This window comes from Aeromonas sp. WP2-W18-CRE-05 (assembly GCF_014168615.1).
GTDB classification, from domain to species: Bacteria; Pseudomonadota; Gammaproteobacteria; order Enterobacterales; family Aeromonadaceae; genus Aeromonas; species Aeromonas caviae.
The window spans coordinates 1,702,358-1,721,612 of sequence record NZ_AP021917.1; the positions used below are offsets into that span (position 1 = coordinate 1,702,358).

Annotated in this window: 22 protein-coding genes; 13 read left to right on the plus strand and 9 right to left on the minus strand. The window is 60.9% G+C overall.

Features of this window, described 5'->3' with window-relative positions; translation table 11 throughout:
- Positions 1 to 61: 61 nt before the first annotated feature.
- Positions 62 to 955, minus strand: coding sequence for a DNA replication terminus site-binding protein (locus tag H7R73_RS08175; protein WP_039040220.1), 894 nt, complete (start codon positions 953 to 955; stop codon positions 62 to 64).
- A gap of 530 nt (positions 956 to 1,485) precedes the next feature.
- Between H7R73_RS08175 and H7R73_RS08180 the strand changes: the two genes are divergently transcribed.
- From H7R73_RS08180 to H7R73_RS08210, 7 genes are all read left to right on the plus strand, one after another.
- Positions 1,486 to 1,695, plus strand: a complete 210-nt coding sequence (locus tag H7R73_RS08180; protein ID WP_010675316.1) for a DUF1127 domain-containing protein — start codon at positions 1,486 to 1,488, stop codon at positions 1,693 to 1,695.
- 269 nt (positions 1,696 to 1,964) lie between these two features.
- A complete protein-coding gene (gene astE, locus H7R73_RS08185) occupies positions 1,965 to 2,984 on the plus strand; it encodes a succinylglutamate desuccinylase (RefSeq protein WP_182951627.1) in 1,020 nt (339 codons plus the stop codon).
- Between the two features lie 271 nt (positions 2,985 to 3,255).
- Entirely contained in the window at positions 3,256 to 4,344 is a 1,089-nt protein-coding gene (gene pdhA / locus H7R73_RS08190) for a pyruvate dehydrogenase (acetyl-transferring) E1 component subunit alpha (protein WP_103244601.1), read from the plus strand.
- Entirely contained in the window at positions 4,341 to 5,327 is a 987-nt protein-coding gene (locus H7R73_RS08195) for an alpha-ketoacid dehydrogenase subunit beta (RefSeq protein ID WP_039040222.1), read from the plus strand. Before pdhA ends, H7R73_RS08195 begins: the two co-directional genes overlap by 4 nt.
- A gap of 94 nt (positions 5,328 to 5,421) precedes the next feature.
- The gene (locus H7R73_RS08200) at positions 5,422 to 6,522 is read left to right on the plus strand and encodes a dihydrolipoamide acetyltransferase family protein (RefSeq protein ID WP_010675312.1); all 1,101 of its coding nucleotides are present in this window, start codon (positions 5,422 to 5,424) and stop codon (positions 6,520 to 6,522) included.
- 206 nt (positions 6,523 to 6,728) lie between these two features.
- A complete protein-coding gene (locus H7R73_RS08205; protein WP_005302803.1) occupies positions 6,729 to 6,938 on the plus strand; it encodes a cold-shock protein in 210 nt (69 codons plus the stop codon).
- A gap of 77 nt (positions 6,939 to 7,015) precedes the next feature.
- Complete coding sequence (locus H7R73_RS08210) at positions 7,016 to 7,327, plus strand: hypothetical protein (protein WP_102948633.1); 312 nt, start codon at positions 7,016 to 7,018, stop codon at positions 7,325 to 7,327.
- Here H7R73_RS08210 and H7R73_RS08215 read toward each other — a convergent pair.
- Positions 7,314 to 7,562: a TIGR02647 family protein gene (locus H7R73_RS08215; RefSeq protein WP_010675310.1), complete on the minus strand. Its 249-nt coding sequence runs from the start codon at positions 7,560 to 7,562 to the stop codon at positions 7,314 to 7,316. The genes H7R73_RS08210 and H7R73_RS08215 overlap by 14 nt on opposite strands.
- Before the next feature lie 246 nt (positions 7,563 to 7,808).
- Between H7R73_RS08215 and H7R73_RS08220 the strand changes: the two genes are divergently transcribed.
- Positions 7,809 to 8,357, plus strand: coding sequence for a hypothetical protein (locus H7R73_RS08220; protein ID WP_010675309.1), 549 nt, complete (start codon positions 7,809 to 7,811; stop codon positions 8,355 to 8,357).
- A 94-nt stretch (positions 8,358 to 8,451) separates the two neighbouring features.
- Complete coding sequence (locus tag H7R73_RS08225) at positions 8,452 to 8,844, plus strand: DUF2750 domain-containing protein (protein WP_182951628.1); 393 nt, start codon at positions 8,452 to 8,454, stop codon at positions 8,842 to 8,844.
- An 89-nt stretch (positions 8,845 to 8,933) separates the two neighbouring features.
- Here the strand turns inward: H7R73_RS08225 and H7R73_RS08230 are convergent, their stop codons facing one another.
- Positions 8,934 to 10,739, minus strand: a complete 1,806-nt coding sequence (locus H7R73_RS08230) for an extracellular solute-binding protein (RefSeq protein ID WP_182951731.1) — start codon at positions 10,737 to 10,739, stop codon at positions 8,934 to 8,936.
- Between the two features lie 135 nt (positions 10,740 to 10,874).
- A complete protein-coding gene (locus H7R73_RS08235) occupies positions 10,875 to 11,768 on the minus strand; it encodes an EamA family transporter (protein WP_182951629.1) in 894 nt (297 codons plus the stop codon).
- 178 nt (positions 11,769 to 11,946) lie between these two features.
- On the opposite strand from H7R73_RS08235, the gene H7R73_RS08240 reads away from it, so the two are divergent.
- Positions 11,947 to 12,135 carry a hypothetical protein gene (locus H7R73_RS08240; protein ID WP_010675305.1) on the plus strand — a complete coding sequence of 63 codons (189 nt, stop codon included), beginning with the start codon at positions 11,947 to 11,949 and terminating at the stop codon, positions 12,133 to 12,135.
- On the opposite strand, the gene H7R73_RS08245 is transcribed toward H7R73_RS08240, so the two are convergent.
- Positions 12,132 to 13,322, minus strand: coding sequence for an HD-GYP domain-containing protein (locus tag H7R73_RS08245; RefSeq protein ID WP_041214868.1), 1,191 nt, complete (start codon positions 13,320 to 13,322; stop codon positions 12,132 to 12,134). The genes H7R73_RS08240 and H7R73_RS08245 overlap by 4 nt on opposite strands.
- 172 nt (positions 13,323 to 13,494) lie before the next feature.
- Between H7R73_RS08245 and rsuA the strand changes: the two genes are divergently transcribed.
- Positions 13,495 to 14,187, plus strand: a complete 693-nt coding sequence (rsuA, locus tag H7R73_RS08250; protein WP_039040228.1) for a 16S rRNA pseudouridine(516) synthase RsuA — start codon at positions 13,495 to 13,497, stop codon at positions 14,185 to 14,187.
- Between the two features lie 101 nt (positions 14,188 to 14,288).
- Here rsuA and H7R73_RS08255 read toward each other — a convergent pair whose 3' ends face one another.
- The gene (locus H7R73_RS08255) at positions 14,289 to 15,191 is read right to left on the minus strand and encodes a DMT family transporter (protein WP_010675302.1); all 903 of its coding nucleotides are present in this window, start codon (positions 15,189 to 15,191) and stop codon (positions 14,289 to 14,291) included.
- Between the two features lie 290 nt (positions 15,192 to 15,481).
- Here H7R73_RS08255 and H7R73_RS08260 point away from each other — a divergent pair, with 290 nt between their 5' ends.
- Both H7R73_RS08260 and yfcE read left to right on the plus strand, forming a co-directional pair.
- Positions 15,482 to 17,119, plus strand: coding sequence for a peptide ABC transporter substrate-binding protein (locus H7R73_RS08260; RefSeq protein ID WP_039040230.1), 1,638 nt, complete (start codon positions 15,482 to 15,484; stop codon positions 17,117 to 17,119).
- Positions 17,120 to 17,129: 10 nt separating this feature from the next.
- The gene (gene yfcE / locus H7R73_RS08265; RefSeq protein WP_182951630.1) at positions 17,130 to 17,672 is read left to right on the plus strand and encodes a phosphodiesterase; all 543 of its coding nucleotides are present in this window, start codon (positions 17,130 to 17,132) and stop codon (positions 17,670 to 17,672) included.
- Positions 17,673 to 17,715: 43 nt separating this feature from the next.
- Here yfcE and H7R73_RS08270 read toward each other — a convergent pair whose 3' ends face one another.
- The 3 genes from H7R73_RS08270 to flgA form a co-directional block, all read right to left on the minus strand.
- A complete protein-coding gene (locus H7R73_RS08270; RefSeq protein ID WP_039040232.1) occupies positions 17,716 to 18,132 on the minus strand; it encodes a flagella synthesis protein FlgN in 417 nt (138 codons plus the stop codon).
- A complete protein-coding gene (gene flgM / locus H7R73_RS08275) occupies positions 18,129 to 18,449 on the minus strand; it encodes a flagellar biosynthesis anti-sigma factor FlgM (RefSeq protein WP_010675298.1) in 321 nt (106 codons plus the stop codon). The genes H7R73_RS08270 and flgM overlap by 4 nt, the downstream gene beginning before the upstream one ends.
- A gap of 93 nt (positions 18,450 to 18,542) precedes the next feature.
- A complete protein-coding gene (gene flgA, locus H7R73_RS08280) occupies positions 18,543 to 19,148 on the minus strand; it encodes a flagellar basal body P-ring formation chaperone FlgA (protein WP_318841347.1) in 606 nt (201 codons plus the stop codon).
- Positions 19,149 to 19,255 lie beyond the last annotated feature (107 nt).

Genomic DNA, 19,255 nt, shown 5'->3' on the forward strand with positions numbered 1-19,255 from the left:
ATGTGACAAGGGGAGCATCCGTGATGCTCCCCTTGTCGTTTGTGGCGGTGCCGAGCCTGCGCTACCCCTGATAGAGGTAGAGGTGCAGCCGCTCTATGATGGGGTCACCGCCAATCTTGCGATCCCGGCGTGCCTGGCGCAGCTTGGGTGGGTAGTGGCCCAGATGGGTGACGGCCGGCTGGGTATCGGAGCAGAGCAGCAGGGGAAGGCTCGCCTTGATCTGCTGCTTGCGGGGCTCCCGGTCCTGCCAGAGCAGGTTGATCATGGGGTGGGTCTTGACCGGCCTGCGGATCCGCAGGGCGGCATCCGCCGGCAGGCGGCGAATGTCGTATACCTCCTGATCCACCATCTTGCTCCACTCTTCGTTGTCAAAGAGCGCCGGTACATACCGGCGGCTGCGCTCCAGCATCTCCAGTACCTGCTCCCGGCTGAGGCGGCTGATGCTCTGCTTGTCGGCCCAGGTGAAACCCAGCGAATGGAGATCCCCCTGAAGCCAGGTCAGCTTGCGATAGACCTGCAGGGTGATGACGCCGGGCAGGGCGCCGTGCACCAGCTCGAACTTCTCGTCCCGCCCGCCCGCCGCCTGCACCATGGCCTTGAAGGCGAGCTTGTGCGCGTTGATCTCCTCGATGACGGGGGCCAGCTCCCTGGCGCAGGCGGCAGGAAAGCGCAGCCAGCCGGGCAGACGGTGGGTCGCCTTGGTGGAGCAGCCGGGGCGGGCGCTGTGGTCCTGAAAGGCGGCGAGGGTGGCGGCCAGGGCCGCCTCGCCCGAGAGATAGCCCACCTCGATAGCCTCGATGGGCTCATGCTCTTCCCCCTGGGCCACGGCCGGGAGAGGATAGACATGAGCCTCCAGCAGGTCGAGCTGGCCCAGTTGCCGGGCAAGGCGTGCCAGCGACGCCTCCAGCAGGGCCATCTGTTGACGCAGGGCGGCGGTGGGGGTAAAGGTGTCCATCGGCAGATCCTGTGTGTGTGCCGCTCCCCTGTTCAGCATGGTGTTGGGACAACGTGGGGAGGCAGCATGATAAACCACTGTATAAATAACCATACCAGTATGATGGCAGGGTGCCAAGTGTCCGGTGCCACCCTGACGATGGGGGTGACATGGGGGCATCCGGTTCAGGTTGCCTGTTCGTATCCTTTTGTTAAATAACGATCTTGTTGCGATCTATTTGTTAACAAAACCTGTTGACCGAGAGTTTGCACCCTGCTGACTCGCCGTCGTGCCGTGCATAGCTAGCGTGGGAAAGTGCATAGTTAGAAGTGGGTGGCGCAGGAGAAAATGCTGCCAGGCTGCCAGGGGGAAAGTTTCAGCATTATTTCATTTTAAAATCATATGGTTATGGTTATTGCCCTGGCGATATCAACCATTACTTTTACTAATGTCATGTATCAAAATTCGTCAATTGAGGCACCTCCCCGCCCTGACTAAGCTTTGCGCATCAAATCCGAGCCTTGCGCAGAACGAGAGAGAGGAGCCATATCATGGCCAACATGACTTATACCGAAGCCGGTTACCAGCATTCCAGCGAATCGAATCTGGTTGCTCGCGTCAAGATGACCGTCCTGACCTGGCTGGAACGCAGCCGCAGCCGTCGCCAGCTCTCCGAGCTGCCCGCCTACCTGCTCAAGGACATCGGTCTGAACGAAGCCGACCGCTATCAAGAGACCACCAAGCCGTTCTGGCGTGGTTGATCAGCCGGGCATGGATGCCTTGTTTTTCTGCTGATCCCAGGGGCATGCTGCCCACCCGTCTGCCGAAGGCATGCTGTCTTCACCTGCCGATACCCGTTCACCACTTTCCCTCTCCCGTGTTTCCCCCCGCTTGATCCTGTTGCATGAGTTGTCACTCATTTTCGCCACCTTTGTATCCTTACTGTTTGAATTTGTTTAAAAACTGATTTTAAGCCCGGTTGCCTTGCGTATAATCCGGCCATGGCATTCCAGACTAAAGGGTGAGACGGATGATTCCCCAGCATGACTTTTTGGCCCTGACGCGCCGCCATGAGTGGCAGCTCGAGCCTTTCGCCTTCAATCTGACCAACGGTACCCGGGTGAGCGTGTGGGATACCGGCGTGATCTGCCTGGAACCCGCTTCCGAGGCGGGGCAACCCGGGCACAAGGACATCGTCCTCTCCTGCGGCATCCACGGCAACGAGACAGCCCCCATCGAGATCTGCAATCAGTTGCTGACCCGGTTGCTCGCAGAGGAGCTCAAGGTTCGTCACCGGGTGCTCTTCCTCTTTGGCAACCCCGCCGCCATGAACCAGGGGGTGAGGGAGGTGGAAGAGAACATGAACCGCCTCTTCTCGGGCGCCCACAGCAAGGGGGAGGGGCTGTGCAACCGGGAGCGCATCCGCGCCATGCGTCTGGAGCAGTATGTGAGCCGCTTCTTTGCCGACTCGGCCAGGCCCCGTTACCACTACGATCTCCATACCGCCATTCGCGGCTCGCGCCACGAGAAGTTTGCCGTCTATCCCTTCCCCCACGAACGCCCCCACTGCAAGGAGCAGGTACGTTTCCTCGGTGCCTGCGGCGTGCGCACCATACTGCTCTCGAGCGGCCCGACTACCACCTTCAGCTATTACAGCTCGCACCAGCACGGCGCCCATGCCTTTACGGTGGAGCTGGGCAAGGTGCGGCCCTTCGGTGAAAACGACATGACCCGCTTCATCGAGGTGCGCCAGACATTGCAGGAGCTGGTGACCCGGGATGAGGTGGCCCTTGAGCCCTGGCGAGCCGATGACTTCACCCTTTTTGCCATAGATCGGGTGATCAACAAGCAGTCGGAGCAGTTCCGCTTCCTGTTTGCCAGCGATGTGGACAATTTCACCGAATTTCCCCAGGGTTTTGTGCTGGCAGAAGATGGGGATCGGCAATACAGGGTAGAGAAACCGCGGGAAGCGGTGGTCTTCCCCAACGCCAACGTGGCCATCGGACAGCGCACCATGCTGCTGGTGGTACCCACCCGTTTGTGGGAGTGAATTGACGCCTTTTTGTCATGCTGATCCTGCGCCACGGGCGGTGGCAAGCAGCATGGCGGTGATGGGTATGATCCCGAACTCGATATGACAGGGAGCCTGAACAGGCTCCCTTCTTTGTTTCTGCTCGCCGAAAATTCCGATTACCTTCGAAAATAAAAGAAGTTTCTACTGGTCTTACCTGGATGAATCTCGTTGCCCTTTGATTAACATGTTGTTTACATTTTAAATGTCACCTCATGGTGGTGACGCTGACAACGGCAAGGAGCCAGTTATGACCCATGTCGACATCCCCTTCCTTCGTTACCTCGATGAGGAGGGGCGCCCGGTCGCGACACTGCCGACCTGGCTGGACAAGGCGATGCTGCACACCTTCTACCGCAACATGGTGATGGTGCGCAGTTACGACAAGAAAGCGATAGCACTGCAGCGAACCGGCAAACTCGGCACTTTTCCCTCCCATCTCGGGGCGGAAGCGGTGGGGATCGGGGTCGGGCTCGCCATGCAGTCAGAGGATGTCTATGTGCCCTACTACCGGGACATGCCCACTCTCTACGTGAGGGGCGTGCCCATGGAGCAGAACCTGCAGTATTGGGGCGGGGACGAGCGTGGCAGCGTCTTCTACAAGGCCGATGGCGAGTTGTCGGAAGACTTGCCCATCTGCGTTCCCATCGCCACCCAGATCACCCATGCTGCCGGCATCGCGGCCGCCTTCAAGCTGCGCAACCAGCCCAGGGTCGCCGTGGTGACCATCGGCGATGGCGGCACCTCCAAGGGAGACTTCCTCGAGGGGCTCAACTGTGCCGGTGTCTGGCATCTCCCCATGGTGATGATCATCAACAACAACCAGTGGGCCATCTCGGTGCCGCGCAAGTTGCAGTCGAGCGCGCCCACCCTGGCCCAGAAGGGCATAGGAGCCGGGGTGCGCAGCCTTCAGGTGGACGGCAATGACGTGGTGGCGGTCTATGAGGCGACCCGCGCCGCCGTCGAGCGGGCTCGCAGCGGCAAGGGGCCGACGCTCATCGAAGCCGTCAGCTACCGGCTCGGGGATCACACCACCGCCGATGATGCGACTCGCTATCGTGACGGCGCCGAGGTGGAAGCGGCCTGGGCCAGGGAACCGGTCAAGCGGCTGCGCCAGTTCATGTTTGAACGGGGCTGGTGGGACGAGCAGCAGGAACAGGCGCTGCTGGCAGAGGCGGGCCGGGAAGTGGAACGCGCCGTTGCCGCCTACGAGGCCATCACGCCCCAGGCGCCGGAGACCCTGCTCGATTACCAGTTTGCCGAGCTGCCGAAGGCCTATCTTGCCCAGCGCCAGCGCATCATCGCCAAAGGTATGCAGCAGAGCGGGGAGGGACTATGAGCGATATCACGCTGCTCGAAGCGATCAATCTGGCGTTGCACCACGAGATGGCACGCGATCCTGATGTGGTGGTACTGGGGGAGGATGTGGGGGTCAACGGCGGTGTGTTTCGCGCCACCGTGGGGCTTCGCGATAAATTCGGGTTCAAGCGGGTCATCGATACGCCGCTGGCCGAAGGACTCATCGCCGGTGTGGCGGTGGGCATGGCGACCCAGGGGCTCAAACCCGTGGCCGAATTCCAGTTCCAGGGCTTCATCTTCCCGGGCATGGAGCAGATCATCTGCCAGGCGGCACGGATGCGAAACCGGACCCGTGGCCGCATCACCTGTCCCATCGTTTACCGCTCCCCCTACGGCGCCGGCATCCATTCACCCGAGCACCACAGCGAGAGCGTCGAGGCCCTGTTTGCCCATATCCCCGGGCTGCGGGTCGTGATCCCTTCGAGCCCGAAGCGGGCTTACGGCCTGCTGCTGTCGGCCATTCGGGATCCGGATCCCGTGATGTTCTTCGAGCCGGATCGCATCTATCGCTCCATGAAGTCGGATGTGGTGGATGACGGCGTCGGCCTGCCGCTGGATGTCTGCTTCACCCTGCGTCCCGGCCGGGACATCACTGTGGTGGCCTGGGGTGCTTGCATCCAGGAAGTCATGCGTGCGGCGCACCTGCTGGCGGAGCAGGACATCCAGTGCGAGGTGCTGGATCTTGCCACCATCAAACCCCTGGACATGGAGAGCATCCTGACCTCGGTACGCAAGACCGGGAGGCTGCTGGTGGTACACGAAGCCTGTGGCAGTTTCGGGGTGGGAGCCGAAATCGTGTCCCAGGTGACCGAAGAGGCGATGACTGCCCTCAAGGCGCCGCCAAGACGCCTCACCGGCGTGGATGCCGCCGTCCCCTACTATCGCAACGAGGAGTATTACCTCATCACCGAGCAGGAGATTGCGCAGGCGGCTCGGCAACTGATGGAGAACCAGTGGCTATGACGCACGACAGGTACGGATGCGCAAGTGCCAGGGCCACAGGGCTCCATGGTGTCTGTCAATGTTTGGTGATGTCCCAGCAGAGGGAGAGCAGGTCATGAAATTTTTCAAATTGCCGGATCTGGGCGAAGGACTGGCCGAGGCCGAGATCGTCGAGTGGAAGGTGAGCGCCGGTGATACGGTGCAGGTAGATCAGGTACTGCTGTCGGTGGAGACAGCCAAGGCGCTGGTGGATGTGCCCTCACCGGTGGCCGGGGTCATCGCCAGATTGTGCGGGCAGGAGGGGGACATCCTCCACATCGGGGCACCGCTGGTGGAGTTTGAAGGGGGCGAGGATGACGGCACCGTCGTTGGCAAGGTCAGCGCCCATCAGCAGCATATCGAGGATCATTTCGTGGTGGGGGCCATGGCGCCCGGCGGCACGCTGGTGCAAGCCATGCCAGCGGTACGTCTGCTGGCGCAAAAACTGGGACTGGACATCGACAAGGTCAAGGGAACCGGCAGCGCTGGCATGGTGACCGAGCAGGATGTGCAACAGGCGTTCGAGGCCCAGCAGGAGAGCGGCAACGAATTCCTGAAAGGCTCGCGCCGGGCCATGGCCAAGGCGATGGAGCTCTCGCACCGGACTGTGGTGCCGGTGAGCATCACCGACGAAGTGGACTTGCGCCACTGGCGCCCGGATGAAGATGTGACGGTGCGCCTCATCAAGGCGATCGGCGTGGCGTGTCGGGCCGAACCCTCCATGAATGCGTGGTTTGACGGAGAGACCCTGTCGCGGCGCCTGTTCAGGGAGGTCAATGTGGCCATCGCGGTCGACTCCAAGCATGGGCTCTATGTGCCCGTGATGGAGAACGTGGCAGAGCGGGACCCGGCTGACATACGGCAGGGGCTGGATCGGATGATCGCCGATGTGAAGGCCCGTGCCGTGCCGCGGGAAATGCTGCAGGGGGCAACCATCACCCTCACCAACTTTGGCGCCATCGCAGGCCGTTACGCCAGCCCCATCGTCACACCACCCCAGGTGGCCATCATAGGAGCGGGCAAGTTGTTCGAGAAGGTGGTGTTCATCCACGGCGAGGCGCGCCCGGTGCGTGCACTTCCCCTGTCGATGACGTTTGACCACAGAGCCTGCACCGGTGGAGAGGCGGCTCGCTTCCTCAAAGCCCTGGTTCAGGCACTGGAGTCGGCACAGGTCTAAACCGCTGTACCCCGCCGCTGGCGGGGTACAAATTTGTTTGCGTAATCGACAAAGGCACGTATAATCTCAACCAGCTTGAAAGGGCGATAGTTATGTCAATGAATATGATGTTTTACATCTTTTCCTGTTGTTCATAAGTAATCCCGTTTTTTGAGCTTTACCCGCTGAAAAGCATAAGTAATTATTTTGAATACAGGTTTAAAGATATGTCTAACATGATCACCGGTACCGTTAAGTTTTTCAACGAAACCAAAGGTTTTGGCTTCATCCAGCAAGAAAACGGCCCGGACGTTTTCGTTCACTTCAGCGCCATCCAAGGTAACGGCTTCCGTACCCTGGCTGAAGGTCAGCGCGTACAGTTCTCTGTGACCCAAGGTCAAAAAGGCCCGCAGGCTGAGAACGTAACTGCTCTGTAATTCTTGCAGAATTTAAGAAAGCCGTGGTACCTCTGGTGCCACGGCTTTTTGTTTTCATGGCTTCATCAATACGCGTCATGACCCTGATCTCCTCCCTCTTGCTGACCGTGGCGTTGACCGGTCAGGCCAGCCCGCCAACGCCGGATCCTGCGGTGAATGATGCCGTGTCCGTGTGTCAACAGTTTGTACATGTTCGTCTGGGAAACGCGGTGAAACCCGATGAGATCAGGGTACAGCCGGTGCCAAAACGGGCGGGAGAGTGGCTGGTCGATGGCAAGATAAAAGGACCCGAAGGTCCTTTGCTGTTTGCTTGTCTGCTGCGACAAGGAGAGCGCTGGGAGTTGCTCAACTTCTCGCTCTGGGCACCACAACCGCTCAATTCGGCTTGAGTGCGACCAGCAGGTGTTGGAGATGCTCCAGCATGGTCATGCCGAAAGGGGTCAGATAGCCGCCATCTGCCGCGGTGATCAGGCCCTGGCTGTGCAGGCGCGCTGCCGCCTGGCAAAGCGCTTCCGACATGTCGCTGCGCAGCTTGATCCCCAGGCTCATGTTGGCCGGATCAAAACACGCCAGTATTTTCAGCTCATTCACAAAATCGTCAGAAACCTGGTTGATCCCACTCATGGATGCACTCCTTACGCTAAAGATGTATGCAACCTAGCATCCCCGGTGCCTCTTTAGTGGGCGCTGGCTCAAACAATTGGCCTTTATCGGGGCCGCTCTGGTTCAAACGCTGCTTTTTTGGACGCTATCTATCACCGCTCCGACTGGACGCAAAAGCCCCCAGCAAGGCAAACATGCTAGAATGGCACCCTCGTTCACCCTCATGACCAGGCGTGATGCCAGGTCATCTTGTTCAAGGCGCGTCTCATGATCACTGTTACTCTGGTCTCTCTGCTGCACTCTCTGGGTCCCCGTTTTCCTGTTTATGCTCCCTCCTTGCTGCTCCCTCTCCTGGCGCAACATCAAGGAGATCTCTGGCTGCCGGCCATTCGCGGGGAAGACGTGACAACCCTGCGTCAGCATGGCAAGGATGCCCAGAGTCTGGCTACCTTGTCGGCAGGCTGGTGTGAATTCGCGGCCCAGAGCAAAGAGACGCCGGAGCTCGATGCGCTGGCAAGTTACGATGAGGAGATGCTGGACAACCTGCAGATGTACTGGCGCCACCCGAGCAAGATAAACAGCCCGATCACCGATAACCTGTTCGAGCTGCGCCGCGAGGTGGTGGACGAGGCCCATGGCGGCAAGCTGGTTGCTGCCTGGAGTACCGCCCAGCAAGCACGGCTTGAGCAGATCATGGTGGGGGTCGCTGCGGGGCGGGATCAGCTCTGCTTTGTGGAAGTGGAGTCCGCCTATTGGCTGAGGGAGCGACTGGGTGAGACCGCGGGACTCCGGCTGTTGACCCCCGAGCTGGGGTGAGGCGATGGAAAGACAGATGACCCATTACTCCTGCTGGACAAGGGGTCGGCAAGATGTGAACATGTCGCCCTTTATTGAACGAGAGACTTGACCGATGAGCTATGAACTTAGCGACACCGAGCGCAATGCCGCGCTGCAACTGAACGCCGATTACCGCTTTGATCACTTCATCAGCAAGCTGGTCGAGCACGAAGAGCTGTTTGTCCTGACCGACGAACACGGCGTCATGATGCTGACGACCGAAGAGGAAGACTGCATCCCGGTATGGCCGCATCCCGACTACGCCAAGGCCTGGGCCGAAGGGGAGTGGGCCGAGTGCAAGCCGCAGTCCATCACCCTCAAGGTGTGGCTGGATCGCTGGGTGGACGGCATGGAGCAGGATGATCTCTGCGTGGCCGTGTTCCCGACGCCGGATCAGGAAGGCATTGTGCTGGACCCGGTCGACGTCGCCGACGCCATTGCGCAAAAGCAGGCCAAACGCAGCTGAATGCCCTCTGCCTGGTGCCATCCCGGTTGTAACAAAGACCCCGCCAATGTGCGGGGTCTTTTGTTTTGGGGATGACGGTGCCAGCTGCCCTATTTTTGCTGGTAGGTGGTATCCGTGATGGTCACTGACGGGAAGGTCTGCCCCTCTTTGATGGCGGCCCGGGTCTGCGCCTTTGCTGCTTCGTCAATCCAGAGCAGACCGCCGAAGCTGTAACCCGAGTTGGAGCCGTCGAGGGGCCAGTAGAGCAAGTCGCTCTGGGGGGTTGCCGGCACCTTGGGCAGGCATACCCAGCGCCAGGCGCCGGCCCGGGTATAGGGCACCTGATAGGCGGGGACGAAGCTGGCGAGCTCATAGAGTCGCTGCTGGATCTGGCGGGAGAGGTCGGCCTTCTTGCCGAAATCGAACGCCTTGTCGTATTGCTCCACCAGGGCCGAGATCCTGTCGTCATCGATGTTCATGATGTTGTTGGTCTGGGGCTTGTTGGCATTGACCCTGTGGAAGTGTTCCCAATAGGCGGGATAGCGACCACCGCTCCAGGCCATCCAGGCACTCTGGTGCTTTTTCTCCAGCATGGATTTGAAGCCGGCAGACGCATCCATCAGATTGAGCTCGAGGTTGAGCCCCGCCTTTTTCGCCTCTTCCCGCAGCAAGGTGAGGCGCTGTGCATGTTCCGCCGTGGTGTAGGTGATGCTGAGAGAGAGGGGCTGGCCCTTGTCGTTTCGCAAGATGCCATCCGGTCCGGTCTTGGTGAAGCCCGCCTTGGCAAAGAATTCGCGAGCAAGGGCGGGATCGAAGGGGCGCGCCTTGAGGTCGGTATTGGTGAAATCTCCCTGGCCCGAGCCATAGGTGTTGAGACGCTGGTAGTCCCCTCGCAGCAGGGTCGCGATCATCTTGTCCAGGGCGAGGGCGTGCTGGATGCCGAGTCTGACGTCGAGATTGCTCAGCAAGGGATCGGCGGTGTTGAGATAGAGCCCCATGGGGGGCTGAGGCGTCTGGTTGTAGAACCAGAGCCGCTCGATATAACCCTTCTCGAATTCGGCGGTCTTGCTCTTGTCGTGCCACCAGTTGGGCATCACGAGGGGGAAGGTGTCGAGCTCACCGCGCAGGAAGTGCTGCCAGGCGATGTTCTGATCCCTGAGCACCTTGATCTCGATGCGATCCGGATTGAAGCGGTGCTGGAAGTAGCGCTCGTCGTTCCCCCACCAATCCTTGACCCGGTCGAAGGTAACCGACTTGCCCTTCCTGAGCTCTCCAATCTGGTAGGGGCCTGTGACCGGCAGCACCTTCCAGTTGTACTCCTTGACCCAGTTGGCGGTCAGCTTGATGGCGTGGCTGGGTTCCGGGGTGAAGGGGAGGGCTTCGAGCAGATCTTCCCGGCTCTTCTCGGTGCCGCTGGTGATGGCGAGGGTGTGATCGTCAAACTTGGTCACTTCGCTTATCTGGGTGCTGTAGTAGTTGTTGTACCAGGGGTCGTTGATCTCCTTGCTGCGCATCATCTTGAGGGTGAAGACCCAGTCGTCCGCAGTGACGGGCTGGCCGTCCGACCAGCGGGCCTTGGGGTTGATGCGAAAATAGAGCGTCTTGTTATCCGCGCCGAAAGCCCACTGATTGGCCAGCATGGGGATGGGATTGCGCGTCACGGGATGGGTGCTCAGGAGCGGCAGGTTGGTCTCGCGCACGTAGGCTGCAAAGCCGCCGTTGGAATCCGGCCCGTATTTGCGCAAGGTGAGCGGAAAGCTCGACATGAAATCCCGGAAGGTGCCGCCTCGCTTGGCCTCGGGGTCTGCATAGACGGGATCGGTGTCGTTGCTCTCCCATTTGAGATCTGCCGGCAGGGTGGCACTCCAGCCGAACGGGCTCCAGCAGAAGGGGAGCAGCATGGCCGTGACCCGCATGATGCCTGGTAAAGAGGGGATGATCGAAAGTGACGGATGACGCATGTCCTTGCTCTCCTGATGATGGCGTCCTGCCGAAATAACGGGGTGGGCCCAAGAGGGCCTGACCCATGATGGGAAGTTTCCCGGGCGAGGTCAATCCTCGGTTTGGGTCTTCAAGAAGCGCATCTTGCCCCCCAGCAGATGCACCACGAAGCCGAGCAGCACCAGACCCGAGCCCAGCCATTGCAGGGGAGTGGGGTGTTCATCGAGCAGCAGGGCGGCGGCCACCATGCCGACACAGGGCACCAGCAGGGAGAGGGGGGCAACCTGGGCCACCGGATAGCGCATCAACAGCCTCCCCCACAGGCCATAACCGAGCCAGGTGGCGATAAACGAGAGATAGAGCACGCACAAGACGCCCTGCCAACGGATGTTGAGCAGGCTGCTTGCGATGAGTTCGGGCCCTTCGAACAGCCAGGAGAGCGCGAAGAAGGGCAGGATGGGCACCAGCCCGCCCCAGGCGACCAGGCTCGGCAGAGAGGTGCGATAGCGCAGACCTATCTGGCGATTGATGACGTTCCCAAGGCCCCACCAGGCGGCTGCGCACAGCGTCAGCACAAACCCGATGAGGGTGAGGTTGCCCTCGCCATGGGTGGCAATGAGATAAAGACCTGCTCCCGCCAGCGGCAGTGCCACCCAGTGGTGGGGCTGCCAGCGCTCTCCCAGCCAGATCATGGCGAACAGCAGGGTGAAGACCACCTGGGATTGCAGCACCAGGGAGGCCATGCCGGCGGGCATGCCGAATTTCATGGCGCAGAACAGGAAGGCAAACTGGCCCAGGCTGATGGCACCGCCATAGGCCAGCAGCCAGCGCCAGGGCATGGCAGGCCTGGGGACCAGCAGAATGGCGGGGAAGACGACTCCGACGAAACGCAGTGCTCCCAGCAGCAGTGGGGGGATGCCTTCCAGCCCCCACTTGATGGCAACGAAGTTGAGTCCCCAGCAGAGAATGACCAGGGCGGCCAGACACTTGTCCTTGGTTTGCATGCAGCATCCTTGTTTGAGCGGCGCCGGCACGGCAGGGCGCCGAAGGGGTCGAGCATACCTGCTACAGGGTGGGCACCGTCAAGGGCGCAGGTGTCTGCCGGGCGAGTGCGGGCGGGCTAAGCTAAAAGTGAGAGCCCGGATTGACGGGCTGGCGTCGATGGCTGACCGGAGGTATTCCATGAGCGACCATACCCTGCTGCCCCATGGTGAAGACTTGCGCCGCGCGGTGCGCTGGCTCAGCGAACACCATCAACACGACATCCGGGCCATCGAAGAGGCCTGCCTGCGCTTCGATCTCTCCCCGCTGGATGAGGAGTTCCTGATTCGCCATTGCCGTGAGCAGCCGCCAACAAGCCGGACAGGTTAGACGAAGTTGGCCAGGTTGATGCCAAACTCCTTGGGGTCCACCGTGCTCTCTATGGTCTCCTGAACCCCGTTTTTGGCGAGATCCAGCCACTGCACCTCGAGATAATGGCGATGGCCTGCGTGATAGATCACCTTGACCACGGGCTTGAGCGGTTGCTGTTCGTTGCGCTGCATCACGATGGCCAGGCGCTGGTTGGAGAGCTGCACCAGGGTACCCACCGGATAGACCCCCATGCACTTGATGAACCTGGTTACCAGGTCGGCATCAAAATGCAGATCAACCCCCTTGAGCAGAATGCGAAACGCCTGGGTTGGCTGCATGCCCTGTTTGTATACCCTGTCTGCCGTCACCGCATCGTAGACATCGACGATGCCGCTCATGCGGGTGTAGAGGGAGAGCTGATCCCCCTTGAGGCGCCGCGGGTAGCCAGTGCCATCGATCCGCTCGTGATGGTTGGCGGCCACCTCCAGCATGATGGGGGTGATGCCGGCGGTGGCGGCCAGGATGTCGTGGCTGTGGACCACGTGCTCGCGCATCACCTCCAGCTCCTCATCGGTGAGCTTGCCCGGTTTGTTGAGCACCTCGTCCGGGGTCATGATCTTGCCCACGTCGTGGAGCAGGCCACCGAGGGTAAGCTCCTTGAGCACGCTGCGATCCAGCCCCAGGTAGCGGCCGAAGTTCGCCAGGAGGATGGCGACATTCATGGAGTGCTCCATCAGGTAGGCATCCTTGGCACGGATCCGCGCCAGACAGAGCATGGCATCGCCGTGGGTGAACATGGTATCGACCATCTCTTCGGCCACGGCGGCAAGGGGCGTGATGTCGATGGGCTCTCCGGCCTTGAGATGGCGAATGAACTTGCCCTGGAGTTCGCGCGCTTCCTGATAGAGCCGACGGATCTTGAGCTCGCGCCCTTCACCACTGCCGATCTGACGAGAGGAGCCCGCCCCGTTTGTCACCACATCCGCCGGGCTTGCCGAGCCCCCTCCCGGCAGCTTGCTGCGGGCAAGATCCACCCGCACCGTCAGCACGCCGCGCCGGATCAGCGCCTCCACCTGCTGGGGGTTGGTCACCATGCCGGTCTGGGCAATCTCCATGGCGCCGGTCTGGCTGGCAATGGCAATGACGTACATGCCAGGTTTTAGCTGGCTGACGGGGATGACGGGGTGAGACTTCGTCGGCTTCATGGGTACATCCTGGGCTTATTATTATGTGTGATGTCGGTCTGCTGACGGCAGTCTATCACTGGCACATCATGGCGTCAGGCGCCATCTTGAGTCCCTGTCGCTTAGTACTGGTGTTGTCGGGTCTGACCGATATAATGTCGCCCCCAATCATGATGGATTCCGAGGTTTTTGCATGCGGCTCGACAAATTTCTTTGCGATTGCTCCGATTTGACCCGTTCCCAGGCGGGCAAGCTGATCCGTCAGGGGGAAGTGCTGGTAGACGGCGTGCTGGTCAAGCAGCCCGCCTTTCACATCAATGAGCAACACCAGATCGAGTTTGACGGTGTGACCTTGACCCTGAACCTGCAGAATCGCTACTTCATGCTGCACAAGCCGGAAGGATATGTCTGCTCCAACGAGGACCCGGATCACGCCACGGTGTTCCACCTGCTCGACGAGCCGGCCATGGGCAAACTGCACGTGGTGGGACGCCTCGATCTCGATACCACCGGGCTGGTGCTGATCACCGATGACGGCCAGTGGTCCCATCGCATCACGTCGCCCCGGCACGAGTGTGCGAAGACCTACCACGTCTGGCTGGCTGATCCCGTGAGTGAAGAGGCCATCTCGCTCTTTGCCGACGGTATCTACCTGCGCAACGAGAACGACAAGACCCGCCCTGCGGAGCTGGAAATCCTTGACGAGCGGGAAGCACGCCTGACCATCCACGAGGGCAAGTATCACCAGGTGAAGCGGATGTTCGCCGCCATCGGCAACAAGGTGGTCGGGCTGCATCGGGAACGCATCGGCGATCTGGCTCTGGACGATGAGCTGGCACCGGGGGAATACCGGGAGCTGACCGAAGAGGAAGTCGCTCTGTTCTAGGGGCGCGATCGCCTCTCTCCCTGTCCGGCAAGGGGGAGTATCGGCGGCTCAGTGCCGCCGATGGGCGTGTTGGTCCTTCCTTCTTGCAGGAGAGACGGGGCTCAGTTCCCCATTCCCAGCACCAGGGCCGTGCCCAGGGTGGCCAGCAGGGCTCCGGCCCAGGCGGGGAGCGAGGGACGCATCCCCGAGTGCCACCACAGCAAGGGCAGCAGAATGACCGGTGTGGTGGAAGACAAGATGGCCACCATGCCCACATCTCCCTGACGCAGGGCCACCAGGATCAGGGTCATTCCCAGCGTCATCGCCAGAAATCCGTTGATGCCTATCATGCCGAGCACCTGCCGGTTGATGGGGTTGTGCGGCATGGCGAGCGGCAGGCGCAGTGCCCGCAAGACGCAGTGTGCCAAGAGGGCGCTGCCCATGCGCACGCCGGAAGCGCTCACCGCGTCCACGGTGCCGCTCATCATCACCGGCTTGGCGATGATGGCTCCGAGGCTCTGGCACAGGGCTGCGGTGAGGCCAAGGGCTATGCCGACCACGAGGCGGCCGCGCACCTGCTCCCATTCGTTCTGCTGGTTGTCGCCACGACGACCAAACAGGATGGCGAGCATGACCCCGGCCAGGACCAGCAAGGCGCCTGGCAGGCGCCAACCATCGAGCCGCTCGCCAAAGAGCCAGAGCCCGAGCAGGGCGGAGAAGAGGGCGTGGCAGGAGAAGAGCAGACCGCTGCGCCTGGGGCCGAGCCGGTTCATGCAGGCAAAGAGGGCGGTGTCGCCGACGAAGATGCCGATGAGGCCGGAGAGGGCCAGCAGGGGAAGGGCGCTCTCGGTGAGGGTCTGCCAGCCTCCCGTCACCAGACTTGCGCTGGCCAGCATCAGGCTGACCAGGAACATCCGCCAGCGGCTGTAGGCAAAGGCCCCCAGATGGCGAGCCGGTTTGACGGAGATGAGGGCGGCGATCGCCCATAAACTGGCGGCAGCCAGCGCCAGCCATTCGTAACCCATAAAGACCCCTGAAACGGTAGACGACAACCGGACTTGCAGGCGACACATCGCCCCGGGGCGATTGCCAAGGGGGCAGGGGAGTGCGCCTTCTGGCAATTGCGCCCACCCGTGGCGGCCGTGTCGTCATAAAACCTTGAAAAAAATAGCCCGAAAGACTCCCTCTATCGGGCAGGCCCGATACAATACGGGTCGTCTTCGGGGATAACAAGCGCGGCATGATGCATTCGGTTCCAGGCGCGCCGCCGGCCTTCCCCCCATTGCAGTCAAAAGAATTGAACGAGGTTGATGTCATGTTTTACCGTTTCGCCGCCAGGCCAGCCCGCCGCTGGCTCTCTCCCTTGCTGTTCGGGTTGATGGCGGTGCCGCCGCTTCAGGCCACTACCGTGGTGCAGCAGCCCGTGCTGTCGGACAGGCAGACCCTGGTCAAGGGCAATGGCGCCGAACCCGAGTCCCTCGATCCGGCCCTGATCCGCTCCGGTTTCCCGGGGGAGGTGGTGCTGGTGGACCTGTTCGAGGGGCTGGTGAGCGAGGATGGTCAGGGCAAGATAGTGCCCGCCCAGGCCCAGCGCTGGGAGACCAGCGAGGATGGGCTGGTGTGGCGCTTCTTCCTGCGTCCCCAGCTCAAATGGTCCAACGGTGAGCCCCTCACCGCCCGGGATTTCGTCTACGCCTGGCGGCGGCTGCTGAACCCGGCGCAGGCTTCCCCCTCCGCCGGCCTGCTGCTGGCGACCGGCATCAACAATGCCCAGTCCATCTATGCCGGGGCGCTCGACCTCGATGCCCTGGGGGTGGAGGCAGAAAGCGACCAGATCCTGAAAGTGACCCTGGAGCGCCCCGTTCCCTATTTCCTGCAACTGGTCAGCCAGCGCCCCTTCGTGCCGGTCAACGAGCGGGTCATCGCCCAGTTTGGCAAGCAGTGGACCCAGCCAGGCAAGATGGTGAGCAATGGCCCCTACAAGCTGGCGAGCTGGGTGGTGAACGAGCGCATCGAAGCCGAACGCAACCCCCAGTACTGGGATGACGCCCATACCCGGATCCAGCGGGTGACCTACCTGCCGCTCGCTTCCCAGCATGGGGAGCGCCTGCGTTACGAAGCGGGGGAGATCCAGCTCACCAACAAGGTGGCGCTGGAGTACTACCAGAAGACCATGCAGGAGGCACCGGAGCGGATCTGGGGTCTGCCGCTGCTTGGCACCTATCTTTACACTTTCAATCTCAATCGCCCCGAGTTGCAGGATGTGCGGGTGCGCCAGGCGCTCTCCATGGCCATCGATCGCCACCTGCTGACCGAGAAGGTGAGCGGCCAGGGGGAGCGCTCTGCCTGGTCACTGCTGCCCGCCATGCCGGGTTATGACGAGCTGGATATCCCCCTCTCCCGGGAAGACCAGCCGACCCGGTTGGCCCGGGCCGCCGCACTGTTGGCCCAGGCGGGCTACAACAGCGCCCATCCCCTCAGGCTGACGCTGACCTACAACACGTCGGAGAACCACAAGAAGCTGGCCCTGGCGGTGGCGGCCATGTGGAAACCGCTGGGGGTCGAGGTCTCTCTCAACAACATGGAGTGGAATGCCTATCAGGTCGCCAAGGACAGTGGTGATTTCATGCTGGCTCGTTCATTTTTGTTTGGTGATTATGTCGAGCCGTCGTCCATGCTTGGCAGTTTCCGCTGCCAGGATCCCCAGAACGAGAGCGGCTACTGCAACCCCGCCTTCGATGGTCTGCTGCAGCAGGCCTCCGAGACCCTGGATGCCAACGCCCGGTCCGGGATCTATCATCAGGCCGAGCAACTGCTGATGGAGGAGGTGCCCGTCATCCCCGTCTATCACTACAACCAGATGCGACTGGTGGACCCGGCACTGCGCGGCTTGCCGAGCCGCAACCTCAAGGGCGCCATCGCCACCAAGGATCTCTATTTCAGCCAGCCATGAGGAGTGTGGAATGAAGATTGCCATTATCTCGGATCTGCACGGCAGTCTGACTGCCCTCGAGCAGGTGCTGGCGCAACTCGTTCCCTGGCAGCCTGATCACTATCTGCTGCTCGGGGATCTGCTCAATCACGGGCCGCGTAATCCGGTGCCGGCGGGGTATGATCCTGCCGCCGTGGCGGCAAGGCTCAACCAGCTGGCCCCCCGCATCATGGCGGTGCGTGGCAATTGTGATTCGGAGGTGGACCAGATGCTGCTCCACTTCCCCATCACGGCGCCCTACAACCAGCTGCTGGTGGATGGGCGGCGCTGGTTTGTCAGCCACGGTCATCTCTATGAGCCCGGCAACGTGCCCCTGCCAGCAGGGAGCCTGTTCATCAGCGGTCATACCCATGTGCCTGTGCTGCGCCAGGAGGGAGAGATTTTCCTGATGAACCCGGGGTCTATCTGTTTTCCAAGGGACGAGTGGGTGGCCAGTTATGGGCGCTATGACGAGGGCTGCATGAGCATCCATGCCTGCAAGGATGGAGAAACCCTGATGCAGCTGGTGCTCTGACTAGGGGCTGACAAGGAGAGGAAATCAGAAGGGGGAGAGGAGATCAGGCCTTGATCCCGAAAGAGCGGGTGCCCGAGCGGGTATTGCCCTTGGCGTCATAAGTCAGGGAGCTGCTGTCTCTGAGCTTGCTGAGGAAGCTGGCGAGACGGCGATTGGAGACAATGCTGAGTTCGAGCAGACGACCGTTGAGGTTGTTCTGCTCCTGACAGGCTTCCAGCTTGGCTTGCAGGGCCTGCAATTGGGTCGGGAAGGCGCCCAGCTGTTGCTGCAGGTCGGGTAGCTCCGCCAGAGTCTTGTCCAGCGTCTCGATGGCCACCAGCAGTTGCTGCTTGCGATCGGCGAGTGCCGGCAAGGCAAGGGCCCGGTGAGCCTTGAGCAGGTCGAACTCTTCTGCCAGCAAGCCTTGCATCTGGGAGAGGTTGTCATCCTGAGCGCGCAGCAGCGAAGGGAGGTCCATCATCCCAACCGTTTATCCAGATCGGCTTCGAAGCTGAACATCTTTCTGGCCACGGCTTCGCTGTTGACCTTGTACTCCCCACTGGCCACGGCCTTCTTCAGGCTCTCGACGCGGCTCTCGTTACCGGTGGAGGCGGTGTTGAGGGTCTTCTGCATCTGTTGCAATTGCTGCGCCTCACTGGTCAAGGAGACAGAGTCGCTCTTGACGGTCGTCGCACGGCTGCTCTCGCTGGAGGTCGCCGACTTGGTGGCTACACCTTGACTGCTGCCGCTGTTTTGCAGGCGGTTGTTAGCCAAGTTGTTGATATTGTTGATAGCCATAAGGTTTACCTTCGTCTGCTTTGCTGTTCGCTTACCTGTATATCGGTGACGGCGGTCAGAACTTTAGAAAAAAATTGCGCAGTGCATCATGTGTCAGAATGTCACGACCACGGAACCCACTGCACTGACCTGGCCTTGCACCGTTCTGCCCGAGCGCGTGTTGACAAGCCGGATCATGTCTCCGAAGCTGCCATCTTGCAAGGCGCGGGCCATGGTTTTGATCTGCATGCTGCTGTTTTCGGCGCTCAGGGTGACCTGGTCCCCTTTGCAGACCACGCATACCTGGGTGAGCCTGATTGGCTGGCCCGGTTTGAGCTCACGCTTGCTGCGTACCCCGATGAGGGCGGTCGGGTCGGTAAGGTAGTCGCCACGGATCAGGGTCTGGTCCTGGTATGCCAGGGTCAGCATGGGTTCACTCAAAATGTCTCCCTTGGCAACCGGGACGGCGACGGTGACATAGGGTTTCTGGATGCTGACCCGGACCGGTAGATAGAGATCCCAGGATTTGTCTCCCTCGCACTTGAGGTAGACGGTGGTGTTGCGACGGATCTCCATCCTGGCGGGGAGGGAAATGGTGAGGGCATCTTCGCAGTGCGTGAGGGGGAGACGCTCGTCAATGGTACCGGCCTTGACGTCGGCCTGTGCATCGAGGGGAATATCGAGCTGGTCGAGCACGAACGCCTGTGCCTGTTCTTGCAAATAGTCGGTGACCTCGGACGCCATGGCGTGAGACAGACTGCAAAACGGCAGTAAGATAAGGAAAAGTCTACTAATCATTTTTGCTTACCGGTCGATAAGTTATTCAC